Source organism: Kitasatospora sp. NEAU-69 (assembly GCF_057158765.1).
On the sequence record NZ_JBWXUE010000002.1, the window covers coordinates 162,400 to 187,303 of the forward strand.

Here is a 24,904-nt window from a genome sequence, read left to right on the forward strand (position 1 = left end):
CCTCTCTTCCGCTTGTCTCCAGCTGGCTCCTCGTCACGTGCGCCCGGGCGGCGGGGAGCTCACCCGTAGGGATGTCAGCCGGCGCTCCAGCAGTGCGCGTTCGGCGGCGTTCCGGGTGCGGGCGAGCGCCGCCCGGAGGGCGTCGGCGGCTTCGTCGTACCGGCCCGACTTCGCCAGCAGGTCGGCCCGCAAGGCGTGGAACAGGTGGTACCCGTCCAGGTCGAGGCGGTCGACGAGAGCCAGCGCCGCGCTCGGTCCCGCGACCTCGGCCACCGCGACCGCGCGGTGCAGGGCGACCACCGGGGTGGGCGCCAGCTCCATCTGCCGGTCGTACAGTCGCACGATCTGCCGCCAGTCGGTGGCGGCGGCGGTCGGCGCGTCACTGTGCACGGCGTTGATCGCCGCCTGGATCTGGTACGGACCCGGCCGGTCGCGCCGAAGGCACCACCGGACGATCGCCTGCCCCTCGGCGATGAGTTCGCGGTCCCACCGCCCGCGGTCCTGGTCGGCCAGCAGCACCAGCGCGCCGTCCGTGGTGGTGCGGGCCGGCCGGCGGGCTTCGATCAGCAGCATCAGCGCGAGCAGGCCCAGGACTTCGGGTTCGTCCGGCATCAGCTCGGCGAGCAGGCGACCCAGCCGGATCGCCTCCGCGCAGAGCTCGGCGCGCAGCGGTTCGTCGCCCCCGCCGGTGAGATAGCCCTCGTTGAAGACCAAGTAGACCACGGCGAGCACCGGGCGCAGACGCCCCGGCAGGTCGGCGCCGGCGGGCACCCGGTACGGGATCCGCGCGTCGCGGATCTTGCCCTTCGCCCGGACGATCCGCTGGGCCATGGTCGACTCGCTCACCAGGAACGCGCGCGCGATCTCGGCGGTGCTCAGCCCGCCCAGCAGCCGCAGGGTCAGCGCCACTTGGGCGGTGTCGGCGAGCGCCGGGTGGCAGCAGGTGAAGATCAGCCGCAGCCGGTCGTCGTGCACGGGTCCCTCCTCCCCCGGTTCGTCCCGCTCGTAGAGCCGGGTCGCCTCGACCTGGCGGCCGTGCCGGGACGCCTCCCGGCGCTGCCGGTCGATCGCCTTGTTCCTGGCCGTGGTGATGATCCAGCCCGCCGCGCTGGGCGGCAGTCCCTCGGCCGGCCAGCGCCGCACCGCCGCCGTGAACGCGTCCTGGACCGCCTCCTCGGCGGCGTCGATGTCACCGGTGAGGCGGACCAGGACGGCGACGGCCCGTCCGTACTCCTGACGGAAGACCCGCTCGATCTCCGCGGCGGGCAGCGGCTGCGGTCCGGCCACCGGCTCAGTCCTGCGCCTCGCCGCGCAGCGGCCGCACCTCGACCGGCAGCGTGGTGGCCAGTGCGTACCGGCGGCCCCACTCCAACGCGGCGTCCAGGTCGGGGGCCCTGATGACGGTGATCCCGCCGAGGTACTCCTTGCCCTCGGCGAACGGCCCGTCGGTGATCAGCACCTCGCCCTCGCGCGGCCGCAGCACCGTGGCCGTGCTCGGATCGTGCAGGCCCTGCCCGAAGACCCACGAGCCGGTGGACTCCAGCTCCCGGCGCAGCACGCCGAGCTCGGCCATCACCTGCTCCAGGAACTCCGGCGCCGGGACCCCGCCCTGCGGCTGGTACATGCTGAGCAGATACTGCTTCACTGCCGTCACCCTCTCTCTCCGCCCGCGTCCTCTCGGCCCGCGTCCACCGCGTCATAGGTCGCGATCACGACGCCGGTGCCGGTCACCGCGCTGTCCACCAGCCGCAGCCCGGCGGGCGGACCGTCATCGGGGAAGAGCCGCCGCCCGGTCCCCAGCACCAGCGGGTGGACCGACAGCACGAGCCGGTCGACGAGCCCGGCCGCGAGCAGCGCCCGGACCAGCTCACCGCTGCCGAGCACCGCGATGTCGCGGTCCAGCTCCTCCTTGAGCAGCCGCACGGCGCCGGCCGGTCCCTCGGCCGGCCCGCCGACCAGCAGGCTGGAATTCTGCCAGCGCAGCGGCTGCGTCAGCGTCCGGGACGCGACGTACTTGGGCGTGTCGTTCAGCTTCGCCGTGAACGGGTTGCCGTCGGTGCGCTCGGCCCAGGCCGCGTGGAAGTCCTGGTACGTCCGGCGGCCGAAGAGCAGCGCTCCGGTGCCCGCCATCCCCTTGCCCATCACCTCCATCATCGTCCGGTCCAGGTACGGCGTCCCCCAGCCGCCGTGCCGGAACCCGCCCCGGGTGTCCTCGTCCGCCCGGCCCGGTCCCTGCATCACCCCGTCCAGCGTCACGCTCTCGGTCACCACGATCCTGGCCATCACCGGCTCCTCTCGGTTCGATCGCTGTCACCTCCTACACGAACGGGCCGGCGCGATATCGACACCGGGCGCCGGGGAGCGGGCTTGTCGTCGCTCACCGCAGCCCGGAGGATGGTCCCCACGACGAGGCGTGAGGAGCCGACATGGGTGCGAGGCCACTGCTGAACCGCCAGCTCGCGGGGATGGGGACGACGATCTTCGCCGAGATGTCGGCACTCGCCACCGCGACCGGCTCGATCAACCTCGGCCAGGGCTTCCCCGACACCGACGGGCCCGCCTCGATCGCCCAGGCCGCCGCCGACGCGGTGCTGAACGGGCGCGGCAACCAGTACCCGCCCGGCCCGGGCATCCCCGAGCTGCGCACCGCGATCGCCGAGCACCAGCAACGCTTCTACGGCCTGGAGTACGACCCCGCCACCGAGGTCCTGGTCACCGCCGGCGCCACCGAGGCGATCGCCGCCTCGCTCCTCGCGCTCCTCGAACCGGGCGACGAGGTGATCGCCTTCGAGCCGTTCTACGACTCCTACGCCGCCTGCATCGCGATGGCCGGCGCGAAGCGCGTCCCGCTCACGCTGCGCGCGCCGGGCTTTCGCCCCGACCTCGACGAACTGCGCGCGCTGATCACCCGCCGCACCCGCCTGCTGCTGATCAACACCCCGCACAACCCCACCGGTACCGTCCTGCACCCGGACGAGCTGCGCGCCATCGCCGAACTCGCCGTCGAGCACGACCTGCTGGTCATCACCGACGAGGTCTACGAACACCTCGTCTTCGGCGGCGCCCACCACCCGATCGCCGCCCTGCCCGGCATGCGCGAGCGCACCGTCTCGATCTCCTCGGCGGGCAAGACCTTCTCCTTCACCGGCTGGAAGGTCGGCTGGGTGACCGCGAGCCCCGAACTGGTCGCGGCCGTGCGCACCGCCAAGCAGTACCTCACGTACGTCAGCGCCGGCCCGTTCCAGTACGCCGTCGCCGAGGCGCTGCGGCTGCCGGACGACTACTTCGACACCTTCCGCGCCGACCTGCTGCGCAAGCGCGACCTGCTCGCCGACGGCCTGAACGCCGCCGGATTCAAGGTCTTCGACCCCGAGGGCACGTACTTCATCACCACCGACATCACCCCGCTCGGCGAGAAGGACGGCATCGAGTTCTGCCGCTCCCTCCCCGAGCGGTGCGGCGTGGTCGCGATCCCCAACGTCGTCTTCTACGACAACGCCGACGCGGGGCGCAGCCTCGTCCGGTTCACGTTCTGCAAGCAGGATTCCGTTCTGGTCGAGGCCGCCGCCCGCCTCCAGCGGCTCTGACCACCGGCTGACGGGCACCGGGCCGGTCCGGGCCGGTGCCACGGGCGGTGGTGGGCACCTCGCGTAGTATCAGCCGCTCCTGTCACAAGAGTTGGTTGTCGCCGGGACAGGCAACAGCTGTTTCAGGGCGCACCCCCGACGGCCGCACTATGAGCGTGACGGTTCGTCAGTGAACCGGCACGCACAGCACCGGACAGCCGACGACAGAGTCGATCAAACGATCAACGGGTCGTCAGCCGGACGCCGGCGCACGCCGCGACAGCGCAGGGGGAACGCACCGTGACGACAGGCTCGCAGCTCCCCCGGCTGATCTCCTTCTGGCTGCTGGCCGCGGTGCTCGGGATGCTGCTCTTCGCCTCGGCGGCGCCCTCCCCGCTGTACGTGCTCTACCAACAGCAGTGGCACTTCTCGCCGCTCGCGATCACCGAGGTGTACGCGGCGAACGCGCTCGCCCTGCTGGTCGCGCTGCTCTTCGTCGGTTCGCTCTCCGACCACGTCGGGCGGCGGCCGGTGCTGATCGCCGCGGTCGCACTGGAGTTGCTGTCGATGGTGCTGTTCGCCGAGGCGGGCGGGCTGGCCTGGCTGCTGGCCGGCCGGGTCGTGCAGGGGATCGCGACCGGCGCGGGCACCGGGGCGCTGAGCGCCGCGCTGATCGACCTGCAGCCGCACGGCACCCGGCTCGGCGCGCTGCTGACCAACGTGGCCGCGGCCGGCGGGCTGGCGCTCGGCGCGCTGATCACCGGGCTGCTGGTGGAGTACGGGCCCGACCCGACCCGGCTGGTGTACTGGCTGCTCGCGACGGCCTGCACGGCGGCGCTGCCGGTGCTCACCATGCTGCCGGAGACGGTCCGGCCGGACGGCGCCTGGCGCAGCTCGCTGCGGCCGCGGGTCGCGGTGCCGGCGCCGGTGCGCACCGCGTTCGCCGCGCTGCTGCCCTCGATCACGGCGACCTGGGCACTGGCCGGGCTCTACCTCTGCCTGGCCGGCTCGGTCTGCCACTCGGTGCTCGGGGTCTCCAGCCGGATGGCGGGCGCGCTGGTGATCGTCGCGTTGCAGGGCAGTGCGGCGGTGACGGCGGTGCTGACCAGGAACTGGTCGGTGCGACGTGCCACGCTCGCCGGCCCGACGCTGCTGATAGCCGGGGTGGTGCTGGCGCTGCTCGCGCTGCACGAGCGATCGGTCTGGCTCTTCGCGGCGGCGAGCGCGGTCGCCGGCATCGGCTTCGGCCCGTCGTTCTCGGGCGCGCTGCGCACGCTGACCGGTCTCTCCCCGGCCAACCGGCGGGCCGAAGTGGTCACCGCCATCTATGTGTTGTCGTATCTCGCGGTCAGCCTGCCGGCGCTGGCCGCCGGGCTGGCGGCCGACCGCTACGGGCTGACCCGCACCGCCGCGGTGTACGGGCTCACCGTCGGCGTGCTGGAGGGCGTCGCACTGGCCGGCTCGCTGCTGCGCCAGCGCGGTGCGAACGGCGCGGCGGGCGCGTTCGGCACCGGTCCGCTCGGCATCGGCGGCCCTGGCACCGTCGCGCCCTGCCCGCGCACCCTGGCCGCCCAGGCCGGCTGAGCCGGTCCCGGGCCGGTAGCCGGGCCGGTCGCCGGCTGCGCCCCTCCCCCACCCCCGCGCGCCACCCCTGGCCGCGCCCGCGCCACGGGCGCGCACCACCCCGGCGCGCCCCACTCACCGCGCGCAGGCGCCCGCCCGGCGCGCGGCCGCCGTGTGGGGCGCACGCACGGCTCCGAACGGCGCACAGCGAGCAATCTCGTTCACCGGGCCGGTCAGACCTGGCCAGGCACTACGCCCAGAACGGTGAATGTGCAACAAGAATGGGTAAATCCCTGACGGACCCGGAGAATTCGTGCTTCTCTGCTGCTGAATCTCCAGCCGGAATCCTTCCTTCCACGGTCGGCCGCGTCCTGGACCGCACAGCCACGAACCTCCTCGCCCTTCGGCCGAGTCGGACGCTGCACGGCGGGTGGGCGCGTACGGAGCTGAAATGCGGAGCCCAGCATGCTCACCACACTGCAGACCTCCTATTCCGACACCCGCGCCGGTGACCTGGCCTGGTGTCTCGGCGGCGGACCGCTGCCCGCCCTCGCGGTGCGCGACCTGCCGCTGCCGGGTGCGACCGGCGACGGCGCGGCCGGCGGCCCGGCGGGCAGCGACGGCAGCGGTCACCTGGCGCAGTGGAGACCCCAGGGCAGCACGAACGCGCGCGGCTCGAACACCGGCAGCACGAACACCGGCGGCGCGAGCACGGGCAGCGCGGTCACGGGCCGCACCGGCACCGGCACGGCCACCGTCAGCCTGCGCGCCGGCACCCTCCAGCTGCGGCTGCTCGGTGCCTCGCACCAGGTGGTGATCGCGGCCGGGCCGGGCGAGTGCCTGGAGACGGTGGCCTGCATGCCCGGCCGGCGGACCCCGCTGCCGGCCCGGGTGGCCGAGCAAGTCGCGGGCTGGGAGTACGAGTTCGCGGCCCGGATCGAATCGCTGCCGCCGCACGTCTTCGCCGCCCGGGCGCAGGAGATCCTGGCCCTGGTGGACGAGCACCCGCGTGGCCTGGCCGGGGTCTTCCCCGGCGATCCGAGCGCCTTCACCGCCCTGGTCGCCCAGGGCTGCGCGGAGCGGGTGCTGTGGCGGACCTGGCACGCCTACCCGCAGGAGGGCCGGCTGGTCTGCACCCGCTCCTCGCTCGTGGTCACCGGCCCGGCGGGCAGCGCCGGACCGCTCCCGGTCTGCACACTGGACCACCGGTCGGACTGATGATCCATCAGATCGCCAACTGCCCGAACAGGCAGCCGATTCGTCAACGCGGACGAGAGCGCTATCCCCCTTACGAGTGCGACTATCCGCTGCATCCGTCGCCTAGCGTTTCTTCGTGATCAACCAGCCGGCGGGCCCGCCCGCGCAGCCCGGCCTTGACCGCGACGGTCCTCCCCCCGCCACCGGCCGGGCGGGCACCGCCCGGCGCGGGGCACGTGGCCGCGGGCAGGCCCGCAGTCAGTCCGACGGCGGCGCGCAGGCAGCGGCGGTTCCGGCCCGAAGCCCCCGCGCCCGCGCCTACCTGCGCCTGCGCATCCGGCCCCGGGACCGCTCGGACGGGCGCAGCCGTCCGAAGGGCGGCATTCGCCCGAACGGACGCACCCGAACGGAGGGTCCTCCGGCCCCACCGCCGGCCCCACCGCCGACCCCCGCGGCCCGCCCGGACGGGCCCGCCCGCCCCGCGGCCGCGCGGTGCCCGCAGACGGCCCGGCGGCTGGTGCTGCTCGCCGCGTTCATCTGCGCGGCCTGCGGTCTGGTGTACGAGCTGGAGCTGGTCGCACTCGGCGGCTACCTGCTCGGCGACTCGGTCACCCAGACCTCCGTGGTGCTCTCGGTGATGGTCTTCGCGATGGGCGTCGGCTCGCTGGCGGCCAAGCGCTTCGCGCACCGCCCGGCCACCGCCTTCGCGCTGGTCGAGTGCGCGCTGGCACTGGTCGGCGGGCTCTCGGCGCTCACGCTCTACGCCTGCTGGGCCTGGCTCGGGCAGTACGAGACCGCGATGATCGGCCTGACCTGCCTGATCGGGCTGCTGATCGGCGCCGAGATCCCGCTGCTGATGACGCTGATCCACCGGATCCGCCGGGAGGAGGCCGGGCGTACCGCCGCCGACCTGTTCGCCGCCGACTACATCGGCGCGCTGATCGGCGGGCTGGCCTTCCCGTTCCTGCTGCTGCCGGCCTTCGGACAGGCCACCGGCGCGCTGCTCACCGGCGCGGTCAACGCACTGGCCGGGGCCGCCGTGGTGCTCTGGCTGTTCCGCGACGAGCCGGGCCCGCGGACCAGGGTGCTGCTCTGGGCCGGCTGCGGCGCGGTGCTGGCCACACTCGCGCTGGCGGCGGCCTGCACCGGCGCGATCGAACGGGCGGCCCGGAACGCGCTGTACGGCGGGCCGCCCCGGCAGGCGGTGCAGAGCCGCTACGGCGAGATCGTGCTGACCGGCTCCGGCGCGCAGCCGCCGCCGTCCGAGGGCGCCACCGCCTCCGCAGCCGTGACCGCGGCCGTGACCACGGCCGCCCGGGTGCCCACGCAGCGCCCGACCCCGGACGGCGCTCCGCTGCGGCTCTACCTGGCCGGTCGGCTCGCCGCCTGCGGCACCGACGAGTACCGCTACCACGAGGCCCTGGTGCACCCGGCGCTGGCCGGCGCCGCGGACTCCCGGGTGCTGCTGCTCGGCGGCGGCGACGGCCTGGCCCTGCGCGAGGTGCTGCGGCACCGCGCGGTGCTCTCGGTCCTGGTCGTCACGCTCGACCCGGCGCTGCCCCGGCTGGCTCGCACCGATCCGGCGCTGGCCGCGCTCTCCGAGCACGCGTTCGCCGATCCCCGGGTCCGGCTGGTCAGCGCCGACCCGCTGGCCTGGTTGCGCCAGGACACCGGCACCGACCGGTTCGACGCCGTCCTCGTCGACCTGCCGGCTCCCGAGCGGGCCGCCCGCAGCGAGTACCACTCGACCGAGTTCTACGGCCTGGCCGCCGCCCGGCTCGCACCCGCCGGCCGGCTCGCCGTGCCGGCCGCCATGCCGGGCAGCGGCCAGGCGGGCGGGGACGTCTGGACGGTCGAGGCCGGGCTGCGCGCCGCCGCGCTCTGGTCGGTCCCGTTCCCGGTGGCCGGCCGCGGTCCGGCCTGCGATCCGGCGGGCAGCGGCGACCGGGCCGCGGTGCTGCTCGCCGCCCGGGACTCCCGCCCGGCTCTGGCGCTCGCCGCGGACGCCCCGCCGCCGCGCTCGCTGACCGACGCCGGGCTCGGCGAGGCCGCGGCCTGCCTGGCCGCCCGGCGTCCCGCCGAGTTGCCGCCGCCGAGCACGCTGCTGCACCCCCGCTGATGTACACCCCGCTGATGTACCCCCCTGATGTACCCCCGCTGAGCCGTTACCGGGTGGCGCCGCGCTTCACCGCCGCGCTCCGCCACCCGCGCTCCGCCACCCGCTGCCTCTCTCCCGGCGTCCGTCACCCGACATCGGCGTCCCCGCGTCCGCTACCGCCGTCCGCGCGTCAACCTGGCGCCGCAGGCCCCCACTCCCAGGGTGGGTCGGTAGGCTCACAGGCATGGAGCATGAGGTTGTCATCCAGCTGCCGGCCGAACTCGTCCAGCGCGCCCTGGAGGATCCCGCGCTGCTCGCCCGCTGCGTCCCCGGCCTGAGCACCGACGCCGCCGAGGCGGCGGACGGGAGCACGCCGGGCGCGTCCGCGAAGGCCGCCGCCGGATCCGCCGCGAAGCGTGCCGGCAACGGCGGCCCGGAGGAGATCGCCGGCCGGCTGCGGCTGCGGATCGGCGGGTCCACCATCACGTATCGGGGCGTCATCTCGCTGATCCGCAGCGGCGGCTCCGGCGTGCTGACGGCCTTCGTCGAGGGCCAGGAGGCGCGCGGCGAGGGCGAGGTGGTCGCCACCGTGCGACTCGGCGTCGAGCCGCAGCGCGCGGGCGACAGCGTGGACGCGGCCACGGGCGCCGGCACGGACGCGGGCGAGCAGCCGACCGGCACCCTGCTCCGGTTCCGCGGCGACCTCACCCCCGGCGGCCGGCTCGCCGACTTCGACGAGGAGACGCTCGCCGTCGCCGGTCGCCGACTGCTGGACCGTTTCGCGGCCGCGCTGGCCACCGCAGCCGCCCCCGAGGGCGCTCCGGCCACCGAGCCCACCTCCCCCGCGACGCTCACCGCCGTCCCGACCCCGCCCGCCGGCGCGGACGAGGAGGGCGACGAGGACTCGGACGAGCTGCCCGACGACCTGTTCGCCGACGACCTCTCCGACCTGATCTCGTTCTCCGACCCCGAGGACTTCGGCCTGACCGCCGAGGCCGCCGACCTGGACGCCGAGGACGTGCCGCCGACGTCCGAGCCCGGAGAGCGCCTCGACGTTCCGTACGGCTACCCCCGCCCGGTCGGCGACCCCGAACCGGCCTTCGGCCGGGACGTTCCGCTCTCGCCGGAGGACGTGCTGGCCGGCCCGGTCCGCCGCAGCATCGTCGGACGCTCCGCCGAGGAGGTGGACCACGCCCCGCCGCGCGGCCGCTACGCCCCCGCGCTGCCCGCCCGCAGCGCCCGGGCCCGCGCCGCCAGCCGCTGGTACGGCGACCACGAGGCCGCCGGCCGTCCGTCCGCCCGGGTCTCCGGCCGGCTCGGCAACCCGTGGGTGATCGGCGGCGGTGTCGCGCTGCTCGGCGGCGCGGTCGTGCTGGCCCGTGCCCTGCGCAAGCGGTGAGCTGATGCGGTCACTGGCAGTCGGTCGGTCTTAGACTGACTGTCCATGAGCAACGACCGCGAAGCGCTGCTGGCGCAGATCAAGACCAAGGCCGTGGTGCACGGCAAGGTCACCCTCTCCTCCGGCCGTGAGGCCGACTACTACGTGGACCTGCGCCGGATCACCCTGGACGCGCAGGCCGCGCCGCTGGTCGGCCGGGTCCTGCTGGACGCCACCGCCGACCTCGACTACGAGGCCGTCGGCGGGCTGACCCTGGGCGCCGACCCGGTCGCCGCCGCGATGCTGCACGCCGCCGCCGCGCGCGGCCGCGAGCTGGACGCCTTCGTGGTCCGCAAGGCGGGCAAGGCGCACGGCCTGCAGCGCCGGATCGAGGGCCCGGACGTCAAGGGCCGCCGGGTGCTCGCCGTCGAGGACACCTCCACCACCGGCGGCTCGGTGCTGACCGCGGTCGAGGCGCTGCGCGAGGCGGGCGCCGAGGTCGTCGGCGTCGCGGTGATCGTCGAGCGCGGTGCGGCTCCGGCCATCGAGGAGGCCGGGCTGCCGTACTACACCGTCTTCACGGCCCAGGACCTCGACCTCGCCTGAGAGCGGGCCACTGTTTCACGTGAAACAAGAGAACCGGCCCTCCCCAGTGGGGAGGGCCGGTTCTCTTGTTCTCTGGTTCTCGACTGGGCTCAGCCGCGGCGGTGCCGACCGCCGACACCCGCGCCCTCGCCGGCCTCGGCCGCCAGCGGCTCGCCGCCGGCCTTGCGCTTGCGGCGGTCGCGCACGACCTCCAGCAGGATCGGCGAGATCGACAGCAGGATGATCAGCGCCATCGCCGGGATCAGGTACTTGTCGATGACCGGAGCCATCGAGTCACCGAAGAAGTAGCCGATGCAGAGCATGATCTCGGTCCACAGCACACCGCCGATCGCGTTCCACACGAAGAACTTCCGCGCGGGCATCTCCAGCGTGCCGGCCACCGGGTTCAGGAAGGTCCGGACGATCGGGATGAACCGGGCCATCACGACGGCCTTCTCGGCGCCGAACTTGTCGAAGTACTCCTCGGCCTTCACCACGTACTCGCGCTTGAAGATCCTCGAGTCCGGCTTCTCGAAGAGCCTGGAGCCGACCTTCGCGCCGAGCAGGTGGCCGAGCTGGGCACCGGCGATCGCGCAGATCGGCGCACCGACCAGCAGCACGCCGATCGGCATCTGCACGCCCGGCCCGAACGCCTTCGCGGCGGCACTGGACGCGGCCACGCCGGCCAGGATCAGCAGCGAGTCACCGGGCAGGAAGAAACCGATCAGCAGACCGGTCTCGGCGAAGATGATCGCCAGCAGGCCGATGGTCCCGACCGAGGCGATCAACGACTTGGCATCAAGGAGATTGACCGCAAGGTCGACGTGGTTAGTCACGGCCGCAGAATAGCGCGGACACCTGTCCTGAGCCTGAACACCGGGCCTGACCTGACCTTTCGTCCTGTCCTGAGTCGGGTTCTGTCCCGACTGGCGGGAGGGGAGGTGAAGCCGGAGGACGCATCTGGGAGGATGACAGCGGCGTCCGGGACGCGACGCACAACTTTTCCCCCGAACAGGAGCGGATTCGTATGCCCATCGCAACTCCCGAGGTCTACAACGAGATGCTCGACCGGGCGAAGGCCGGCAAGTTCGCCTACCCCGCGATCAACGTCACCTCGTCGCAGACGCTGCACGCGGCGCTGCGCGGCTTCGCCGAGGCGGAGAGCGACGGCATCATCCAGATCTCGACCGGCGGTGCCGAGTTCCTGGGCGGCCAGCACAACAAGGACATGGTGACCGGCGCCGTCGCGCTCGCCGAGTTCGCCCACATCGTGGCCGCCAAGTACGACATCACCGTCGCGCTGCACACCGACCACTGCCCCAAGGACAAGCTGGACGGCTACGTCCGTCCGCTGCTCGCGATCTCCGCCGAGCGCGTGGCCAAGGGCCAGAACCCGCTCTTCCAGTCGCACATGTGGGACGGCTCGGCCGAGACCCTGGCCGACAACCTGACCATCGCCCAGGAGCTGCTCGCCCAGGCGCACGCCGCCAAGATCATCCTTGAGGTCGAGATCACCCCGACCGGTGGCGAGGAGGACGGCGTCTCGCACGAGATCAACGACAACCTCTACACCACCGTGCACGACGTCGAGCGCACCGCCGAGGCCCTCGGCCTGGGCGAGAAGGGCCGCTACCTGCTGGCCGCCTCGTTCGGCAACGTGCACGGCGTCTACAAGCCGGGCAACGTCGTGCTCCGCCCCGAGCTGCTGCGCGAGCTGCAGGACGCGATCGGCGCCGAGTCCGGCAAGACGGACCCGTTCGACTTCGTCTTCCACGGCGGCTCCGGCTCGTCCGCCGAGGAGATCAACACCGCGCTGGAGAACGGCGTCGTGAAGATGAACCTCGACACCGACACCCAGTACGCCTTCACCCGCCCGGTCGTGGACCACATGTTCCGCAACTACGACGGTGTGCTGAAGGTCGACGGCGAGGTCGGCAAGAAGAACACCTACGACCCGCGCACCTGGGGCAAGCTCGCCGAGGCGGGCATGGCCGCCCGCGTCGTCGAGGCCACCAAGATGCTGCGCTCGGCGGGCACCCGCCTGAAGTAGTCCGCCAGTCGGACCCCGAACCGGTGCGGTCGCACCGGCTCACGAGCCCCGGTCAGCCATGCTGACCGGGGCTTTTTCCTGACGTGGATCACATCTGCCAAGTGTCCGGACGGCAAAATCTTCCCCTGCTTCTGGTTAGGAATTCGCCGAAGCGCGCCGTTTGTCAGGGTTCTCTCATCGACTACGCTCAGGCTTCAGTCCATGGCTACCAGTGTGCTTCCACTCGCCCCTGAGCTGCCGTCCCGTACCTGGCCGGCCCGTAGAGCCCCCTGGCGATCGCCCGAGGGACAACCCGGTTACGCGCGGCCCCTACTGCTCGGCATCGCAGCGATCGCGGGGGTCCTGTACTTCTGGGGGATCGGTCAGAGTACCTACCACACCTTCTATGCGGATGCCGTGCGCAGCATGACGGAGAGTTGGAAGGCCTTCGTCTTCGGCTCGTACGACCCCGCGAACACCATCACGCTCGACAAGCTGCCCGGGTTCCTCTGGCCGCAGGCGATCTCCGCCCGCGTGTTCGGCTTCCACCCATGGGCGCTGACGTTGCCTCAGGCGATCGAGGGCGTGCTCTCGGTGCTGGTCCTCTACCGGGCCGTCCGGCGCTGGGCCGGCGCCAACGCGGCGTTGCTCGCGACGCTGGCCTTCGCGGCGACCCCGGTGCTGGCCGGGCTGTTCCGCACCGCCGTCGAGGACCCGCTCTTCACGCTGCTGCTGCTGCTCGCCGCCGACGCCACGCAGCGCGCAGCGCAGAACGCGCGCCCGCGCACGCTGATGCTCGCCGGTGTCTGGGTCGGCCTGGCGTTCCAGGCCAAGATGCTGGAGTCCTGGGCGGTCCTGCCCGCGCTCGCCGTGGTCTACCTGCTCTCCGCACCGACCTCGCTGCGCCGCCGGTTCGGGCACGTCGCGCTGGCCGGGCTGGTGACGGTGGCGGTCTCGGCGTCCTGGGTGCTGATGGCCACCGTGGTGCCGGCCAAGGACCGGCCGTACATCGACGGCACGACGGACAACTCGGCGTACAGCATGGTGGTCGGCTACAACTTCCTCAACCGCTTCACCTCGGTCGGGCTGAACGCCGACGAGACCGGCAGCGTGACCTCCGGCCGCGGCGGCCCGATGGGCAGCATGTTCGGCGGCGGCGCCCGCGGCGCGGCGGGTGCCGACGGCACGGGCGCCGCTGGCGCCGGCGCGGCTGGCGCGGCTGGCGCCGGCGGCATCGGCCAGAGCACCGGCCAGGCCGGTGCCCAGTCAGCCGGTGCCCAGTACGCCGGCAGCACCGGACAGGGCCAGGGCGGCAAGGCCGGTCGCGGCGGCCAGGGCGGGCCCGGCGGCAGTGACGGCGGCTGGACGAAGATGTTCGGCTCCCAGTTCGCCCCGCAGACCGGCTGGCTCTACCCGATCGCGGCGATCTCCGTGCTCTGCGCGCTCGCCTGGCGCCGCCGCGAGCCGCGGACCGACCGGCTGCGCGCGGGCTACCTGATGTGGGGCACCTGGCTGACGGTCTTCTTCCTGGTCTTCAGCGCGGGCAGTGTCGGCGGCCACAGCTACTACATGGGCGTGATCGCCACTCCGCTGGCGGCCCTCTTCGGCGCCGGCACGGTCATGCTCTGGCAGGCGTTCCGGGACGGCGGCCGCAAGGCCTGGGCACTGCCCGTCGCGATCGCCGCGACCGCCGGCTGGGCGGCCTACCTGGCCTGGATGTTCCCGAGCTTCCTGCCCTGGCTGGCGCCCGCCACGCTCGCCGTCGGCGCGCTCGCGCTCGTCCTGCTCGGCGCTGCCCGGACCACCCGGTTCGGCGAGCGCCGGCTGGGCCGCCTGCGGATCGCCACCGTCGGCCTGATCGCCGGGCTGGTCGCGATGCTGCTCGCCCCGGGCGCCTGGGCCTCCTCAGTACTCACCTCCTCCTCCGGCGCCTCCTCGGGCATGGGCACGGTCGGCCCGCAGGCCTCGCACGGCTTCGGCGGCGGTGGCGGCGGCCGGCAGGCCTCGGCCGCCGGCGGCCGCACGGGCGGCCGGACCGGTGCGGGCCGCGGTGGCTTCGGCCAGGGCGGTCTCGGGCAGGGTGGCTTCGGCCAGGGCGGCTTCGGCGGTGGCGGCCTGGGCCAGAACACCCCCGGACAGAACACCCCCGGGCAGGGCGCGTTCGGCCAGGGCGGTTTCGCGCAGGGTGGCCAGGGCGCGTTCGGCCAGGGCGGCCAGGGTGGCCAAGGCGGTCAGGGCGGCTGGGGCGGCTTCGGTGGCGACGGCGGCACCAAGCTGACGAAGGCCCAGCAGGACATCCTCGACTACGCGCAGGCCCACGACAACGGCGCCCGCTACCTCTTCGCCACCACCAGCTGGTCGGCCTCCTCTCCGTACATCCTGGCCACCGGCAAGGAGGTGCTGCCGATGGGCGGCTTCACCGGCCAGGTGCCGTCGCCGAGCCTGTCGCAGTTCCAGTCCCTGGTGAACACCGGCCAGCTGCACTACGTGCTGCTCGGCGGCACCGGAATGGGCGGCCGGGGCGGCAGCAGCGGCCCGACCGCGACCATCACCACCTGGGTCCGGCAGAACTGCGCCCCGGTCGCCCCCGGCGACTACGGGCAGTCGGTGAGCAGCGCCAACCCGGAGTTGCTCTACCAGTGCGGTAAGTAACCCGTCCTCGCACCAGTCCGGCCCCGGCGACCGTACGGACTCCCGGCCGCCGGAGCCGGACTGGCAGACTGGGAACCATGACTGAACGGAAGAACTTGCTCTCGGGCCCGGACCCGACGCTGCTCGCCGAGGATCCCGAGCCGTACCGCCGGCTCGCCGAGGAGTCCGCGTCGCCCACCCAGCTCGCGGCGGACTACCCGTGGTTCTCACTCGCCTGGGCGATGCTCGCCGACGACGCCTTCACCGAGGGCCGCGTCGTCGAGTCCTACGCCTACGCCCGCACCGGCTACCACCGCGGCCTCGACGCCCTGCGCCGAGCCGGCTGGAAGGGCCACGGGCCGGTCCCCTGGGAGCACCGCGCCAACCGCGGCTTCCTGCGCTGCCTGGCCGGCCTCGCCCGCGCCGCCGACGCCATCAAGGAGACCGAAGAGGCCGACCGCTGCTGGAAGTTCCTCAACGACAGCAGCCCCGAGGCCTACGCCGAACTGAAGCAGTAACAGTACAACTAGACGGCACCCAGCCCCTGGCCACACGTCAGGAGCCGGGTGCCGTCGGCCTTTTCCCGCTCACCACGCAGAGCCCCGCGTTACGCCGGAACCCCGCGCCCCCACAACTCCTCGGCATGCTCGGCGAACCGGTCGAACATCCCGCCCTCGTGCCCGCGCCGCAGGTGCATCATCGGCGAGTCGTGCCCGACGACCCGGGCCAGATGCGGCGTGACCAGCGCACTCTGGTCGAAGCGGAAGACCGAGAGGCTCACATGGTTCGGCCCGTCCTCCGGCGCACTGAACCGAGCCTCGACACCCGCCACTCCGACCAGCTTGGCCACGTTCTCCAGGGTGATCCTGATCCGGGTCGAGACCGTCAGCGCCACGTCCTCGACCCGCTCACGCTGGCGGGTGGTCTCCGAGTCCGGATCCCCCAGCAGGAACCGCACCCGGCAGCCGCTCTCGGCCTTGCGCCGCAGCGTCTGGTGCAGGGCAGGCTGCTCCAGCCAGACGAAGTAGTCGGTGTATCCCGCCAGGAAGATCTCGGACTTCGCATCGCCGATCAGCTGCGACCAGACGGACGTCGGACAGGCCGACCTGTAGGGGTAGACGGCGAACACCTCCCGGTCATGCCCGGTCTTGACGTTCGCTCTGACTGAATCGGGCCACAGCATCCGTTCTTGACTTCCTCTCCATCTTGGCGACGGGGATTCCAGCTGCGCCAGACACTCGGGGACTTCGCCCCATACGTGTTCGTGCCACTGGTGGTTGGCGCTTCACTGACCGGCTGCTGCCGAGGTCTCCACGCCCTGACACCGCATGCCCTGCGGCGCTGAGGATGTTCTTTGCAGCGTTCACATCGGCGTGCGCGGTGTGTCCGCAGGCGGTGCACCGGAAGTCGGCTTGGCTCTCGCGCGACTTCGGATCCACTTGCCCGCACTCGTTGCACGTCTGGGAGGTGTACGCCGGATTGACCAGGACCACAGTGGTGCCGGTCATTCGCGCGGTGCTGCGGATCGCGAGTTCGAGTCGGTGCCATCCCTTATCCAGGATGGACCGGTTCAGGCCCCGCTTCTGGGCGACGTTCCGTCCGGCCAGCGCCATGTCGCCGCGTCCGCTCGCGGCCATTTGGCTGATACGCAGATCCTCCAGCGCCACAACCGCATTCGCTCTCGCCAACCGATTGCCGACCCACGCACAGAAGTCTCCGCGCCGATCGCGGACCCGCCCTGTGACGACGTTGATCTTGGCGACCGTAGCGGCACGACGCCGGCTCCCACGCTTCTGTCGCGCCAACTTCTGCTGCAACCGGCGCAGCCGCGCCGCTTCTCCTGGCGTCACGTAAGGCCGGTCATGGAACCGCCCGTCACTGGTCGTCGCGGCGACCTTCACGCCCCGATCCACACCAACAGCAGCAGACGGCATCACGTGCCGATCGGGGGTGGCTTTGCCGTCCTCGACCAGGAACGAGATGAACCAGCCCCTTCCCCGCCGAGCCACGGTCGCCGAGCGAACCTCACCGCCAAGCGGCTTGGACCAGCGAAACCGGACCCATCCAAGCTTAGGGAGCTTCGCCCGGCCCCACTTCCGGCCCAGCCGCTCCACGATGATCGCCTTTCCCACCGGGAACCGGAACGACGGTGGCCACCGTGCTTTGGAGCGCCACCGCACCTTGCACGCCCCGTGATCGCGGCAGGCCCGGTCGAGGTCGCGGAGGGTCTGTTGCAACACGTGCGACGGAGCCTCGGCCAGCCAGGGAAAGTCGCGCTTGGCCTCCGCCAGTTCAGCGGCCTGCGGCAGGTAGTTCATCCATGCCCCACGCCTGCGGTACTCGCGGCGCTGCTCCAGAGCGGTGTTCCACACCACCCGACACACATCGCCGAACATCTCGCACAACTCGGACTGAGCCGCAGACAGTTCAAGCCGATACCTACGCCCGGACAGGATAGGAACACCCCTCTCGTACCGGATCAGTTCTGCCCGGGCGGTACGCCATGGAACCTCCGATTGGTCTCCCGTACCTGACCCCGCAAGCGGGCCATGGTGGGCGTGTCGGCGGCATCAAGTGCCTCAGAGGCACTGACGGGCTCCGCCGGAGCCTCCTTTCCGCCAGCAATCTCGACAGTGCAGCGCAGACACCGGCAGTCCGGCCACACGCTGCTGGAAGGAAGGCTGTTCGGCAGCTGCGGCGGTACTTCGCTACACGACAGTTCGATCCCGAGCGGGCCACAGGTGTTCGCCGCAGCTGCCGCGCTGACCGAGATGGCCGGGTGGATGGCACACGACTCCGGGCTGGACGAGGTCGCGGGAAGACACTTTGCTCGGGCGCTTCCGCTCGCCCGTATCTCAGGCGACCTTCCCTTGGCCGCGCATGTTGCCGCCAGCAGCAGCCATCTCTCACTGGAGGGAGGCGATGCGGCACAAGCCGTACATTGGGCCGAGGTCGGGATCGACCTGGCGCGAGGTGGTCCCCACCTGCCGAGCCTGCTGGCTCGCCTGCACACCATGCAAGCCCGGGCACTGGCAACAGCGCAGCAAGCGGGCCCGGCAATCCGTGCTCTCGAACTGGCCCGTACGGCGCTGGAGACGGCTGCCGGCGATTCGCACCCATGGCTGAGCCCGTTCGACGACGCGACGCTCGCCGGCGAGTCTGCGTTGGCCTTCACCGACCTCGGCCGATACGTTGACGCGCTCAGACACGCGGAACGGGCAGTCGCCCTGCGGGATGACCGGCGAGCTCGGTCACTGGCGCTCAGTCGGATCACTCTGGCCTGCGTCCATGCCCACCATGGCAACCTCGACTCGGCTGTAGCCGTAGGCGATGAGCTACTCGCGACAAGCCCGATGCTCGGCTCGGTTCGGGTACTCCATCAGCTCGATGACCTGCGTCGTCTTCTTCAGCGGCACCATGACTACCAGCCCGTGCACGAGTACCTGGCACGATTCGATGATGCGCGACGAGCGCGGATGCTGCTGCTTGCCGACGTTGTCCCACAGCATCGGGGAGGAAAATCGTGAGGCCGACACCTGCTGATCCTGTCGCCTGGAACGCCTACCTGGCGGAAGGGAATGCCAAACAAGCGCGTAAGAGGGTCGCAGCCGACGTGATCCTGCGAGATCAGGAAGGCCGAGTCCTTGTCGTGAATCCCATCTACAAGGAAGGTTGGGACCTTCCCGGTGGGATGGCGGAAGCAAACGAGGCCCCGCACGACGCGGCAACGCGAGAGCTACGGGAAGAACTCGGCCTCGACATAGAGCTGCGTGGCTTGTTGGTCGTGGAGTGGGTACCGCCGCATGGTCCGTGGGATGACCAAATCGCCTTCATCTTCGACGCCGGCGTCATCAGCACTGAGGACGCCGGCCGACTCCGGCCGCATGATGACGAGCTCTCCGAGGCAGCGCTGCTCCCGGTGACGGACGTGCGCCGCCTGCTGCGCGTACGACTCCAGCACCGCTTCGATGCTGCCCTGATGGCCTTGGCGGACGGGCGCACGCGCTACCTGAACGACGGCCGGGAGCTCTCGTAGCGCGGCAGGAGTCAACCCGCGCTCCGGCGGATGCCGGAGCGCGGGAGCTACCGATTACCAGTCCTCACCCCCCGGTCAGCCGGTTCAGCAGGAGTGTCAGGCGCTGCTCCCCCAGCCCCGGGCGGAGTCGCCCCCCGCGCTCCAGGAGGACCAGGCCGTGCAGGGCGGCCCAGGCGGCCTCGACGAAGGTCTCCGGGTCGTCGGTGCCCGCATGGGTGACGAGGACGTCCACCAGGGCCTTGAAGGCGGCCTTGAGTGCGGGTGGGGTGTCCTCCGTGCCGAAGGAGAGGCCGCTGTTCAGGCTGAACATCGCCTCGTAGAGCGCCGGGTTCGCCGCCGCGAAGTCCAGGTACGCCTGGGCGACGGCTGCGAGTTCGCCGTTCGGGCGGCCGAGGCCCGTTGCGCGGGCGTCGGTGAGGGCGGTGGCGAGGTCGGCGAAGCCCTCCAGGGCGACGGCGTCCGCGATCGCGCCCTTGCCGGCGAAGTGGCTGTAGAGGACCGGCTGGCTGTAGCCGATGCGCTCGGCCAGGCGGCGGGTGGTGACCGCGTCCCAGCCTTCGGCTTCGGCCAACTCCCGTGCCGAGGTGACGATCAGGCGGTGGCGCTCGGCGCGTTCGCGCTCCTTGCGCTGCTGGCTCGCGGTACTTCGCATGGGTGTCGTCATAGCTCGACTCTAGCAGCGCTAGAAATCCGAGCAATGGCCGTGCTAGCGTCGGCATCAGTCCTAGCGCTGCTAGAAAAACGAGCGGGGCTCTCAACAGCTCCTGGGGGAAACGATGACTCTCAAGCGGATCAACACCACGCTCGCCATGCTGATCTCGGCGTTCATCATCTTCGTCGGCGTGCGGTTCATCCTGGACCCGCTGGGCGCCGCAGCCGGCTTCGGGATCGCCGGCCCGCACGGGACGGGCAGCGGGTTCTACGACGTCAAGGGCGTCCGGGACATCACGTCCGGGCTCGTGCCGCTGATCCTGCTGCTCACCGGCCAGCGCCGGGCGCTCGGCTGGGCGGTGCTGGCCGAGGCGTTCACGCCGCTCGGCGACGCGACGATCGTGCTGTCCCACGGCGGCCCGCTCGCCACCGCGCTCGGCGTGCACGCGGCCACCGCCGCGATGGTGATCCTCACCGGCGTGCTGCTGCTGCGCGAGACCCGGACGGCGAAGGCCGCGGCGAGCGCCGCAGCAGTGCGACCCGCGGTCAGCACGCCTGCCTATCCGTTCGGGTGACGATCCGCCAGCGAACGACGGTCAGCGCATGACCGGGAGGAACCCGCTCAGGTCGCTCCGCTCGCCGCTCGCGCTCAGCCGGGCGTCATCCTCCGCCACTGCCCAGTCCAACCGGCCGGTGGCGAGCCGGATCCAGCTGAGCGGGTCGGTCTCCACCACGTTCGGCGGGGTGCCCCGGGTGTGCCGCGGCCCGGGGACCGCCTGCACGACGGCGAACGGCGGGATCCGCAACTCGACTGCTCCGCCCGGCTGTTGATCGGCGAGAGCATCGGCGAGCAGTCGACAGACCGAGGCCAGTGCGAAGCGGTCGTGGGCGAAGTCGGGCCACTCCAGCGCGGCCGCCAGGTCGTCGGCGTGCAGCACGGTCTCGACCAGCCGGGTGACGAGCATGTCGGTCAGCGTCATCGAGCCGAGCCGGATCTCGAACCTCCGCTGCTCGTCCCGGACTTCGGGACCGGCCAGGAGCGCGAGCAGTTCGCCGGCCGCCGCGTCGAACTCCGCGGCCACCGACGCCGGCGCGCCCGCGAAGGTGCTCGCCGCGTACTCCTTGGTACCGACGGCCAGCGGTTCCGCCAGCGAGCCGACGCCGGCCACCCAGGCGGTCAGCCCGAGCGCCGCCCGGCCCGTCGGCAGGTCGTTCGGCAGGTCGTTCAAGTGCCGTGGCACCCAGGCGATCTGCAGCGCGAGATGGGCGAGCAGCTCGCGCACCCGCCAGTCCCCCAGCCGGGTCGGCCGCTCCAGCAGCCGCTCGGCCTCGGGGTCCTCGCAGAGCCGGTGCACGGCGGCCCGCAGCGCCTCGGTCTGCGCGGTCAGCGCGGCCCGCACCTTGGCCGGGTCGTAGCTGCGCGCCTTGCGGGTCGCCGTTCTCGTCGCCATGCCCCAAATCTACCCAACGACAGCCGAACGGCCCGCTCCTCAAGGGAGGAGCGGGCCGTTCCGGTACAGCGCGACGGCGTCAGCCGAGCAGCGCCTCGATCACGCCGGTGTGCGCCTCGGTCAGCTCCGCCAGCGAGACGGTGAACTGGCCCTGGACCTCCAGCGCGTCCCCGTCCACCACGCCGATCCGGGTGGCCGGCAGGCCCCGCGCACCGCACATGTCGTTGAACCGCAGCTCCTCGCTGCGCGGCACGGCGACGACCGCGCGGCCCGCAGACTCGGAGAACAGGAAGACGAACGGGTCCAGCTCGGCCGGCACGATCACCCGGGCGCCGAGGCCGCCGCGCAGGCAGCTCTCCACCAGCGCCTGGGCCAGGCCGCCGTCCGAGAGGTCGTGCGCCGCGTCGATCATGCCGTCGCGCGAGGCGGCGATCAGGATCTCGGCGAGCAGCCGCTCGCGCTCCAGGTCCACCTTCGGCGGCAGCCCGCCGAGGTGGTTGTGCGCGACCTGCGACCAGGCGGAGCCGCCCAGCTCGTCGGCGGTGTCGCCGAGCAGGTAGAGGTGCTGACCCTCCTCGGCGAAGCCGATCGGGGTGCGGCGGTTGACGTCGTCGATCACGCCGAGCACCGCGACCACCGGGGTCGGGTGGATGGCGACCTCGCCGGTCTGGTTGTAGAGCGAGACGTTGCCGCCGGTCACCGGGGTGCCGAGCACCAGGCAGGCGTCGGCCAGACCACGGGTGGCCTCGGCGAACTGCCACATCACGTCCGGGTCCTCGGGGGAGCCGAAGTTGAGGCAGTCGGAGACGGCCAGCGGCTTGGCGCCACCGGCGGCCACGTTGCGGTACGCCTCGGCCAGCGCGAGCTGGGCACCGGTGTACGGGTCCAGCTTGGCGAAGCGGCCGTTGCCGTCGGTCGCCACCGAGACGCCGAGGTTGGTCTCCTCGTCGATCCGGATCATGCCGGAGTCCTCGGGGGTGGCCAGCACGGTGTTGCCGATCACGAACCGGTCGTACTGGTCGGTGATCCACGCCTTCGACGCCTGGTTCGGCGAGCCGGCGACGGCCAGCAGGGCCGCCTTCAGCTCCTCGCCATCGGCCGGGCGAGCGAGCCGCTCGGCCGTCGGCGCGTCCGCCTGGAGCGCGTCCTGCCAGGACGGGCGGGCGAACGGCCGGTTGTAGACCGGGCCGTCGTGCGCGACGGTGCGCGGCGGCACGTCCACGACCTGCTCGCCGTGCCAGAAGATCTCCAGCCGCTCGCCGTCGGTCACCTCACCGATCACGGTGGCGATGACGTCCCACTTCTCGCAGATCTCGAGGAAGCGCTCGACCTTGCCGGGCTCGACGATCGCGCACATCCGCTCCTGCGACTCGCTCATGAGGATCTCCTCCGGCGAGAGCGTGGCGTCGCGCAGCGGCACGGTGTCCAGCTCGATCCGCATGCCGCCGGAGCCGGCCGAGGCCAACTCCGAGGTGGCGCAGGAGAGTCCGGCGCCGCCGAGGTCCTGGATGCCGAGCACCAGCTTCTCGGCGAAGACCTCGAGCGTGCACTCGATGAGCAGCTTCTCCTGGAACGGGTCACCGACCTGGACGGCGGGCCGCTTGGTCGGCTTGCTGTCGTCGAAGGTCTCCGAGGCGAGCACCGAGACGCCGCCGATGCCGTCGCCGCCGGTCCGGGCTCCGTAGAGGATGACCTTGTTGCCGGCGCCGGAGGCCTGCGCGAGGTGGATGTCCTCGTGCTTCATGACGCCCACGCAGAGCGCGTTGACCAGCGGGTTGCCCTGGTAGCAGGAGTCGAAGACGACCTCGCCACCGATGTTCGGCAGGCCCAGGCAGTTGCCGTAGCCGCCGATGCCGGCGACGATCCCGGGCAGCACCCGGCGGGTGTCCGGGTGATCGGCCGCACCGAACCGCAGCGGGTCCATCACCGCGACCGGGCGGGCGCCCATCGCCAGGATGTCGCGGACGATGCCGCCGATCCCGGTGGCCGCGCCCTGGTACGGCTCGATGTACGACGGGTGGTTGTGCGACTCCACCTTGAAGGTGACCGCGTAGCCCTGGCCGACGTCCACGACGCCCGCGTTCTCGCCGATGCCGACCAGCATCGCGTCGGACTGCGGGGCCTTCTCACCGAACTGCTTGAGGTGCACCTTGGAGCTCTTGTACGAGCAGTGCTCCGACCACATCACCGAGTACATCGCGAGCTCGGCGCCGGTGGGGCGACGGCCGAGAATGCTCCGGATCCGGGTGTACTCGTCTTCCTTCAGGCCGAGTTCGGCCCAGGGCTGCGCGGCGTCCGGAGTCTGCTCGGCGTTCTTGACAGTGTCCAGCGACATCAGGCACTCACCAACTGCTTGAGGACGGACGTGAAGAAGCCCAGACCGTCGGTCTTGCCGGTGCCGACCAGCGGCTCGACCGCGTGCTCGGGATGCGGCATCAGGCCCACGACGTTGCCGGCCGCGTTCGTGATCCCGGCAATGTCATTCAGCGACCCGTTCGGGTTAGCCGGCCCGACACCGGAGGGCAGGTAGCGGAAAACCACCCGTCCCTCGGACTCCAGCTCGTCGATCGTGCGCGCGTCCGCCGTGTAGCGGCCGTCCATGTTCTTCAGCGGGATGTAAATCTCCTGGCCCGCCTCGTAATCGACGGTCCAGGCGGTGTTCGCATTCTCCACCCGCAGCTTCTGCTCGCGGCAGATGAAGTGCAGGTGGTTGTTGCGCAGCATCGCGCCGGGCAGCAGGTGCGACTCGGTGAGCACCTGGAAGCCGTTGCAGATACCGAGCACCGGCATTCCGAGCCTGGCCTGCTCGATGATGCTCTCCATCACCGGCGAGAAGCGCGAGATCGCACCGGCCCGGAGATAGTCGCCGTAGCTGAAACCGCCGGGCAGGACGACCGCGTCGACCTGGTGGAGATCCTTGTCACGGTGCCAGAGGGCGACCGGCTCGGCGCCGGCCAGCCGGATCGCGCGCTGTGCGTCGCGGTCGTCCAGCGAGCCGGGGAAAGTGACAACGCCAACGCGGGTGGTCACTTGCCGTCCTCCACCCGAACGGTGAAGTCCTCGATGACGGTGTTGGCCAGGAAGGTCTCGGCTGCTTCCCGGATCCGGTCGAGCGCGGCCTCATCGACCGGGCCGTCCAGTTCCAGCTCGAATCGCTTGCCCTGGCGGACGTCGGCGATCCCGGTGAATCCGAGACGGGGCAGTGCGCGCTGCACCGCCTGTCCCTGGGGGTCGAGGATCTCCGGCTTGAGCATGACGTCGACTACGACGCGTGCCACTGGCACTCCCAAAGGTGTGGTGCGTGAAGGCGGGGGACCTTCAGACTACCGGGGTTCGTGGGCTGTTCGACGGCCGCCGCCTGGCGACGCGCGTAGACCCGCACCCCTTACTGGGCAAGGGATCCGGCACTCCGGACCGTCCGATTCCTCCCCCTTTAAAGAACCTCCCAGGATCACCACGACTGCCCGTTCGGGACGCCCGAATACCGGCAACACCGGACAGAACGGCCACGGATACCCGGCGGTATCCAGTCGGAAGTAACGGTGCGGAGGCGAAGCGAGGTGAATATCCGGAAAAAGAATGCAACGCCCATCGATTTCCCGGTGCCGCGGGTGCAGAATAGGGCCACCGGCAGTGGCAGGAGCTGCGCAGTAGGTGGACACCGGTCTACCCGTATGCCCTTGGACGGGCCGGTGCACAGGGCTCCCGCGGCACACCGC

23 protein-coding genes and 1 pseudogene are annotated in these 24,904 nt (G+C 71.9%); 13 read left to right on the forward strand and 11 right to left on the reverse strand.

Features of this window, described 5'->3' with window-relative positions:
- Window positions 1-33 precede the first annotated feature (33 nt).
- From AC060L_RS02810 to AC060L_RS02820, 3 genes are read right to left on the reverse strand one after another with little or no spacing between them, the layout of a single operon-like run.
- Window positions 34-1,287, reverse strand: a complete 1,254-nt coding sequence (locus tag AC060L_RS02810; protein WP_483796769.1) for an RNA polymerase sigma factor — start codon at window positions 1,285-1,287, stop codon at window positions 34-36.
- Window positions 1,288-1,291: 4 nt separating this feature from the next.
- The gene (locus AC060L_RS02815; protein WP_483796770.1) at window positions 1,292-1,645 is read right to left on the reverse strand and encodes a YciI family protein; all 354 of its coding nucleotides are present in this window, start codon (window positions 1,643-1,645) and stop codon (window positions 1,292-1,294) included.
- A gap of 5 nt (window positions 1,646-1,650) precedes the next feature.
- Window positions 1,651-2,283 carry a dihydrofolate reductase family protein gene (locus tag AC060L_RS02820; RefSeq protein WP_483796771.1) on the reverse strand — a complete coding sequence of 211 codons (633 nt, stop codon included), beginning with the start codon at window positions 2,281-2,283 and terminating at the stop codon, window positions 1,651-1,653.
- 143 nt (window positions 2,284-2,426) lie between these two features.
- Here AC060L_RS02820 and AC060L_RS02825 point away from each other — a divergent pair, with 143 nt between their 5' ends.
- The 7 genes and pseudogenes from AC060L_RS02825 to pyrE all read left to right on the forward strand — a co-directional run bounded on the left by AC060L_RS02825 (window position 2,427) and on the right by pyrE (window position 10,408).
- Entirely contained in the window at window positions 2,427-3,587 is a 1,161-nt protein-coding gene (locus AC060L_RS02825) for a pyridoxal phosphate-dependent aminotransferase (RefSeq protein WP_483796772.1), read from the forward strand.
- A gap of 279 nt (window positions 3,588-3,866) precedes the next feature.
- Entirely contained in the window at window positions 3,867-5,150 is a 1,284-nt protein-coding gene (locus AC060L_RS02830; RefSeq protein ID WP_483796773.1) for an MFS transporter, read from the forward strand.
- 444 nt (window positions 5,151-5,594) lie between these two features.
- Window positions 5,595-5,711: pseudogene (locus AC060L_RS02835) on the forward strand (DUF2617 family protein); the annotation flags it as partial.
- A gap of 51 nt (window positions 5,712-5,762) precedes the next feature.
- Complete coding sequence (locus tag AC060L_RS02840) at window positions 5,763-6,347, forward strand: DUF2617 family protein (RefSeq protein ID WP_483797050.1); 585 nt, start codon at window positions 5,763-5,765, stop codon at window positions 6,345-6,347.
- 496 nt (window positions 6,348-6,843) lie between these two features.
- Window positions 6,844-8,445, forward strand: coding sequence for a spermine/spermidine synthase domain-containing protein (locus tag AC060L_RS02845; RefSeq protein ID WP_483797052.1), 1,602 nt, complete (start codon window positions 6,844-6,846; stop codon window positions 8,443-8,445).
- A 223-nt stretch (window positions 8,446-8,668) separates the two neighbouring features.
- Window positions 8,669-9,823 carry an SRPBCC family protein gene (locus tag AC060L_RS02850; RefSeq protein WP_483796774.1) on the forward strand — a complete coding sequence of 385 codons (1,155 nt, stop codon included), beginning with the start codon at window positions 8,669-8,671 and terminating at the stop codon, window positions 9,821-9,823.
- A gap of 45 nt (window positions 9,824-9,868) precedes the next feature.
- A complete protein-coding gene (gene pyrE / locus AC060L_RS02855; protein WP_483796775.1) occupies window positions 9,869-10,408 on the forward strand; it encodes an orotate phosphoribosyltransferase in 540 nt (179 codons plus the stop codon).
- Window positions 10,409-10,497: 89 nt separating this feature from the next.
- Here the strand turns inward: pyrE and AC060L_RS02860 are convergent, their stop codons facing one another.
- Window positions 10,498-11,223, reverse strand: a complete 726-nt coding sequence (locus AC060L_RS02860) for a DedA family protein (protein WP_483796776.1) — start codon at window positions 11,221-11,223, stop codon at window positions 10,498-10,500.
- 191 nt (window positions 11,224-11,414) lie between these two features.
- Here AC060L_RS02860 and fbaA point away from each other — a divergent pair, with 191 nt between their 5' ends.
- From fbaA to AC060L_RS02875, 3 genes are all read left to right on the forward strand, one after another.
- Window positions 11,415-12,437 carry a class II fructose-bisphosphate aldolase gene (gene fbaA / locus AC060L_RS02865; RefSeq protein ID WP_483796777.1) on the forward strand — a complete coding sequence of 341 codons (1,023 nt, stop codon included), beginning with the start codon at window positions 11,415-11,417 and terminating at the stop codon, window positions 12,435-12,437.
- 405 nt (window positions 12,438-12,842) lie between these two features.
- Window positions 12,843-15,068, forward strand: a complete 2,226-nt coding sequence (locus tag AC060L_RS02870) for an ArnT family glycosyltransferase (RefSeq protein WP_483796778.1) — start codon at window positions 12,843-12,845, stop codon at window positions 15,066-15,068.
- A gap of 77 nt (window positions 15,069-15,145) precedes the next feature.
- Window positions 15,146-15,565 (forward strand): DUF3151 domain-containing protein, encoded by a 420-nt coding sequence (locus AC060L_RS02875; RefSeq protein WP_483796779.1) that lies wholly within the window; start codon window positions 15,146-15,148, stop codon window positions 15,563-15,565.
- Between the two features lie 89 nt (window positions 15,566-15,654).
- On the opposite strand, the gene AC060L_RS02880 is transcribed toward AC060L_RS02875, so the two are convergent.
- Window positions 15,655-16,176: a DUF5919 domain-containing protein gene (locus tag AC060L_RS02880; protein WP_483796780.1), complete on the reverse strand. Its 522-nt coding sequence runs from the start codon at window positions 16,174-16,176 to the stop codon at window positions 15,655-15,657.
- Between the two features lie 7 nt (window positions 16,177-16,183).
- Window positions 16,184-17,530 carry an RNA-guided endonuclease InsQ/TnpB family protein gene (locus AC060L_RS02885; RefSeq protein WP_483797053.1) on the reverse strand — a complete coding sequence of 449 codons (1,347 nt, stop codon included), beginning with the start codon at window positions 17,528-17,530 and terminating at the stop codon, window positions 16,184-16,186.
- A gap of 150 nt (window positions 17,531-17,680) precedes the next feature.
- On the opposite strand from AC060L_RS02885, the gene AC060L_RS02890 reads away from it, so the two are divergent.
- Window positions 17,681-18,574, forward strand: a complete 894-nt coding sequence (locus AC060L_RS02890) for an NsdA family TPR-like regulatory protein (protein ID WP_483796781.1) — start codon at window positions 17,681-17,683, stop codon at window positions 18,572-18,574.
- Entirely contained in the window at window positions 18,571-19,083 is a 513-nt protein-coding gene (locus AC060L_RS02895; RefSeq protein WP_483796782.1) for an NUDIX domain-containing protein, read from the forward strand. The genes AC060L_RS02890 and AC060L_RS02895 overlap by 4 nt, the downstream gene beginning before the upstream one ends.
- Before the next feature lie 64 nt (window positions 19,084-19,147).
- On the opposite strand, the gene AC060L_RS02900 is transcribed toward AC060L_RS02895, so the two are convergent.
- Window positions 19,148-19,747 (reverse strand): TetR/AcrR family transcriptional regulator, encoded by a 600-nt coding sequence (locus tag AC060L_RS02900; protein WP_483796783.1) that lies wholly within the window; start codon window positions 19,745-19,747, stop codon window positions 19,148-19,150.
- A gap of 112 nt (window positions 19,748-19,859) precedes the next feature.
- On the opposite strand from AC060L_RS02900, the gene AC060L_RS02905 reads away from it, so the two are divergent.
- A complete protein-coding gene (locus AC060L_RS02905; protein ID WP_483796784.1) occupies window positions 19,860-20,309 on the forward strand; it encodes a DUF4267 domain-containing protein in 450 nt (149 codons plus the stop codon).
- 21 nt (window positions 20,310-20,330) lie between these two features.
- Here the strand turns inward: AC060L_RS02905 and AC060L_RS02910 are convergent, their stop codons facing one another.
- From AC060L_RS02910 to purS, 4 genes are all read right to left on the reverse strand, one after another.
- A complete protein-coding gene (locus AC060L_RS02910; protein ID WP_483796785.1) occupies window positions 20,331-21,185 on the reverse strand; it encodes a sterol carrier family protein in 855 nt (284 codons plus the stop codon).
- 79 nt (window positions 21,186-21,264) lie between these two features.
- Window positions 21,265-23,520: a phosphoribosylformylglycinamidine synthase subunit PurL gene (gene purL, locus AC060L_RS02915; RefSeq protein WP_483796786.1), complete on the reverse strand. Its 2,256-nt coding sequence runs from the start codon at window positions 23,518-23,520 to the stop codon at window positions 21,265-21,267.
- Window positions 23,520-24,215 (reverse strand): phosphoribosylformylglycinamidine synthase subunit PurQ, encoded by a 696-nt coding sequence (gene purQ / locus AC060L_RS02920; RefSeq protein WP_483796787.1) that lies wholly within the window; start codon window positions 24,213-24,215, stop codon window positions 23,520-23,522. Before purQ ends, purL begins: the two co-directional genes overlap by 1 nt.
- On the reverse strand, window positions 24,212-24,469 hold the full coding sequence (purS, locus tag AC060L_RS02925) for a phosphoribosylformylglycinamidine synthase subunit PurS (protein WP_483796788.1): 258 nt from the start codon (window positions 24,467-24,469) through the stop codon (window positions 24,212-24,214). The genes purQ and purS overlap by 4 nt, the downstream gene beginning before the upstream one ends.
- Between the last annotated feature and the right edge of the window lie 435 nt (window positions 24,470-24,904).

What these genes read in the sequence shown, in the direction of transcription:
- AC060L_RS02820 (WP_483796771.1), bottom strand. Translation starts at nt 2,283, where the DNA reads ATGGCCAGGATCGTGGTGACCGAGAGCGTGACGCTGGACGGGGTGATG.
- AC060L_RS02825 (WP_483796772.1), top strand. Translation starts at nt 2,427, where the DNA reads ATGGGTGCGAGGCCACTGCTGAACCGCCAGCTCGCGGGGATGGGGACG.
- AC060L_RS02850 (WP_483796774.1), top strand. Translation starts at nt 8,669, where the DNA reads ATGGAGCATGAGGTTGTCATCCAGCTGCCGGCCGAACTCGTCCAGCGC.
- pyrE (WP_483796775.1), top strand. Translation starts at nt 9,869, where the DNA reads ATGAGCAACGACCGCGAAGCGCTGCTGGCGCAGATCAAGACCAAGGCC.
- fbaA (WP_483796777.1), top strand. Translation starts at nt 11,415, where the DNA reads ATGCCCATCGCAACTCCCGAGGTCTACAACGAGATGCTCGACCGGGCG.
- AC060L_RS02870 (WP_483796778.1), top strand. Translation starts at nt 12,843, where the DNA reads ATGACGGAGAGTTGGAAGGCCTTCGTCTTCGGCTCGTACGACCCCGCG.
- AC060L_RS02875 (WP_483796779.1), top strand. Translation starts at nt 15,146, where the DNA reads ATGACTGAACGGAAGAACTTGCTCTCGGGCCCGGACCCGACGCTGCTC.
- AC060L_RS02900 (WP_483796783.1), bottom strand. Translation starts at nt 19,747, where the DNA reads ATGACGACACCCATGCGAAGTACCGCGAGCCAGCAGCGCAAGGAGCGC.
- AC060L_RS02905 (WP_483796784.1), top strand. Translation starts at nt 19,860, where the DNA reads ATGACTCTCAAGCGGATCAACACCACGCTCGCCATGCTGATCTCGGCG.
- AC060L_RS02910 (WP_483796785.1), bottom strand. Translation starts at nt 21,185, where the DNA reads ATGGCGACGAGAACGGCGACCCGCAAGGCGCGCAGCTACGACCCGGCC.
- purL (WP_483796786.1), bottom strand. Translation starts at nt 23,520, where the DNA reads ATGTCGCTGGACACTGTCAAGAACGCCGAGCAGACTCCGGACGCCGCG.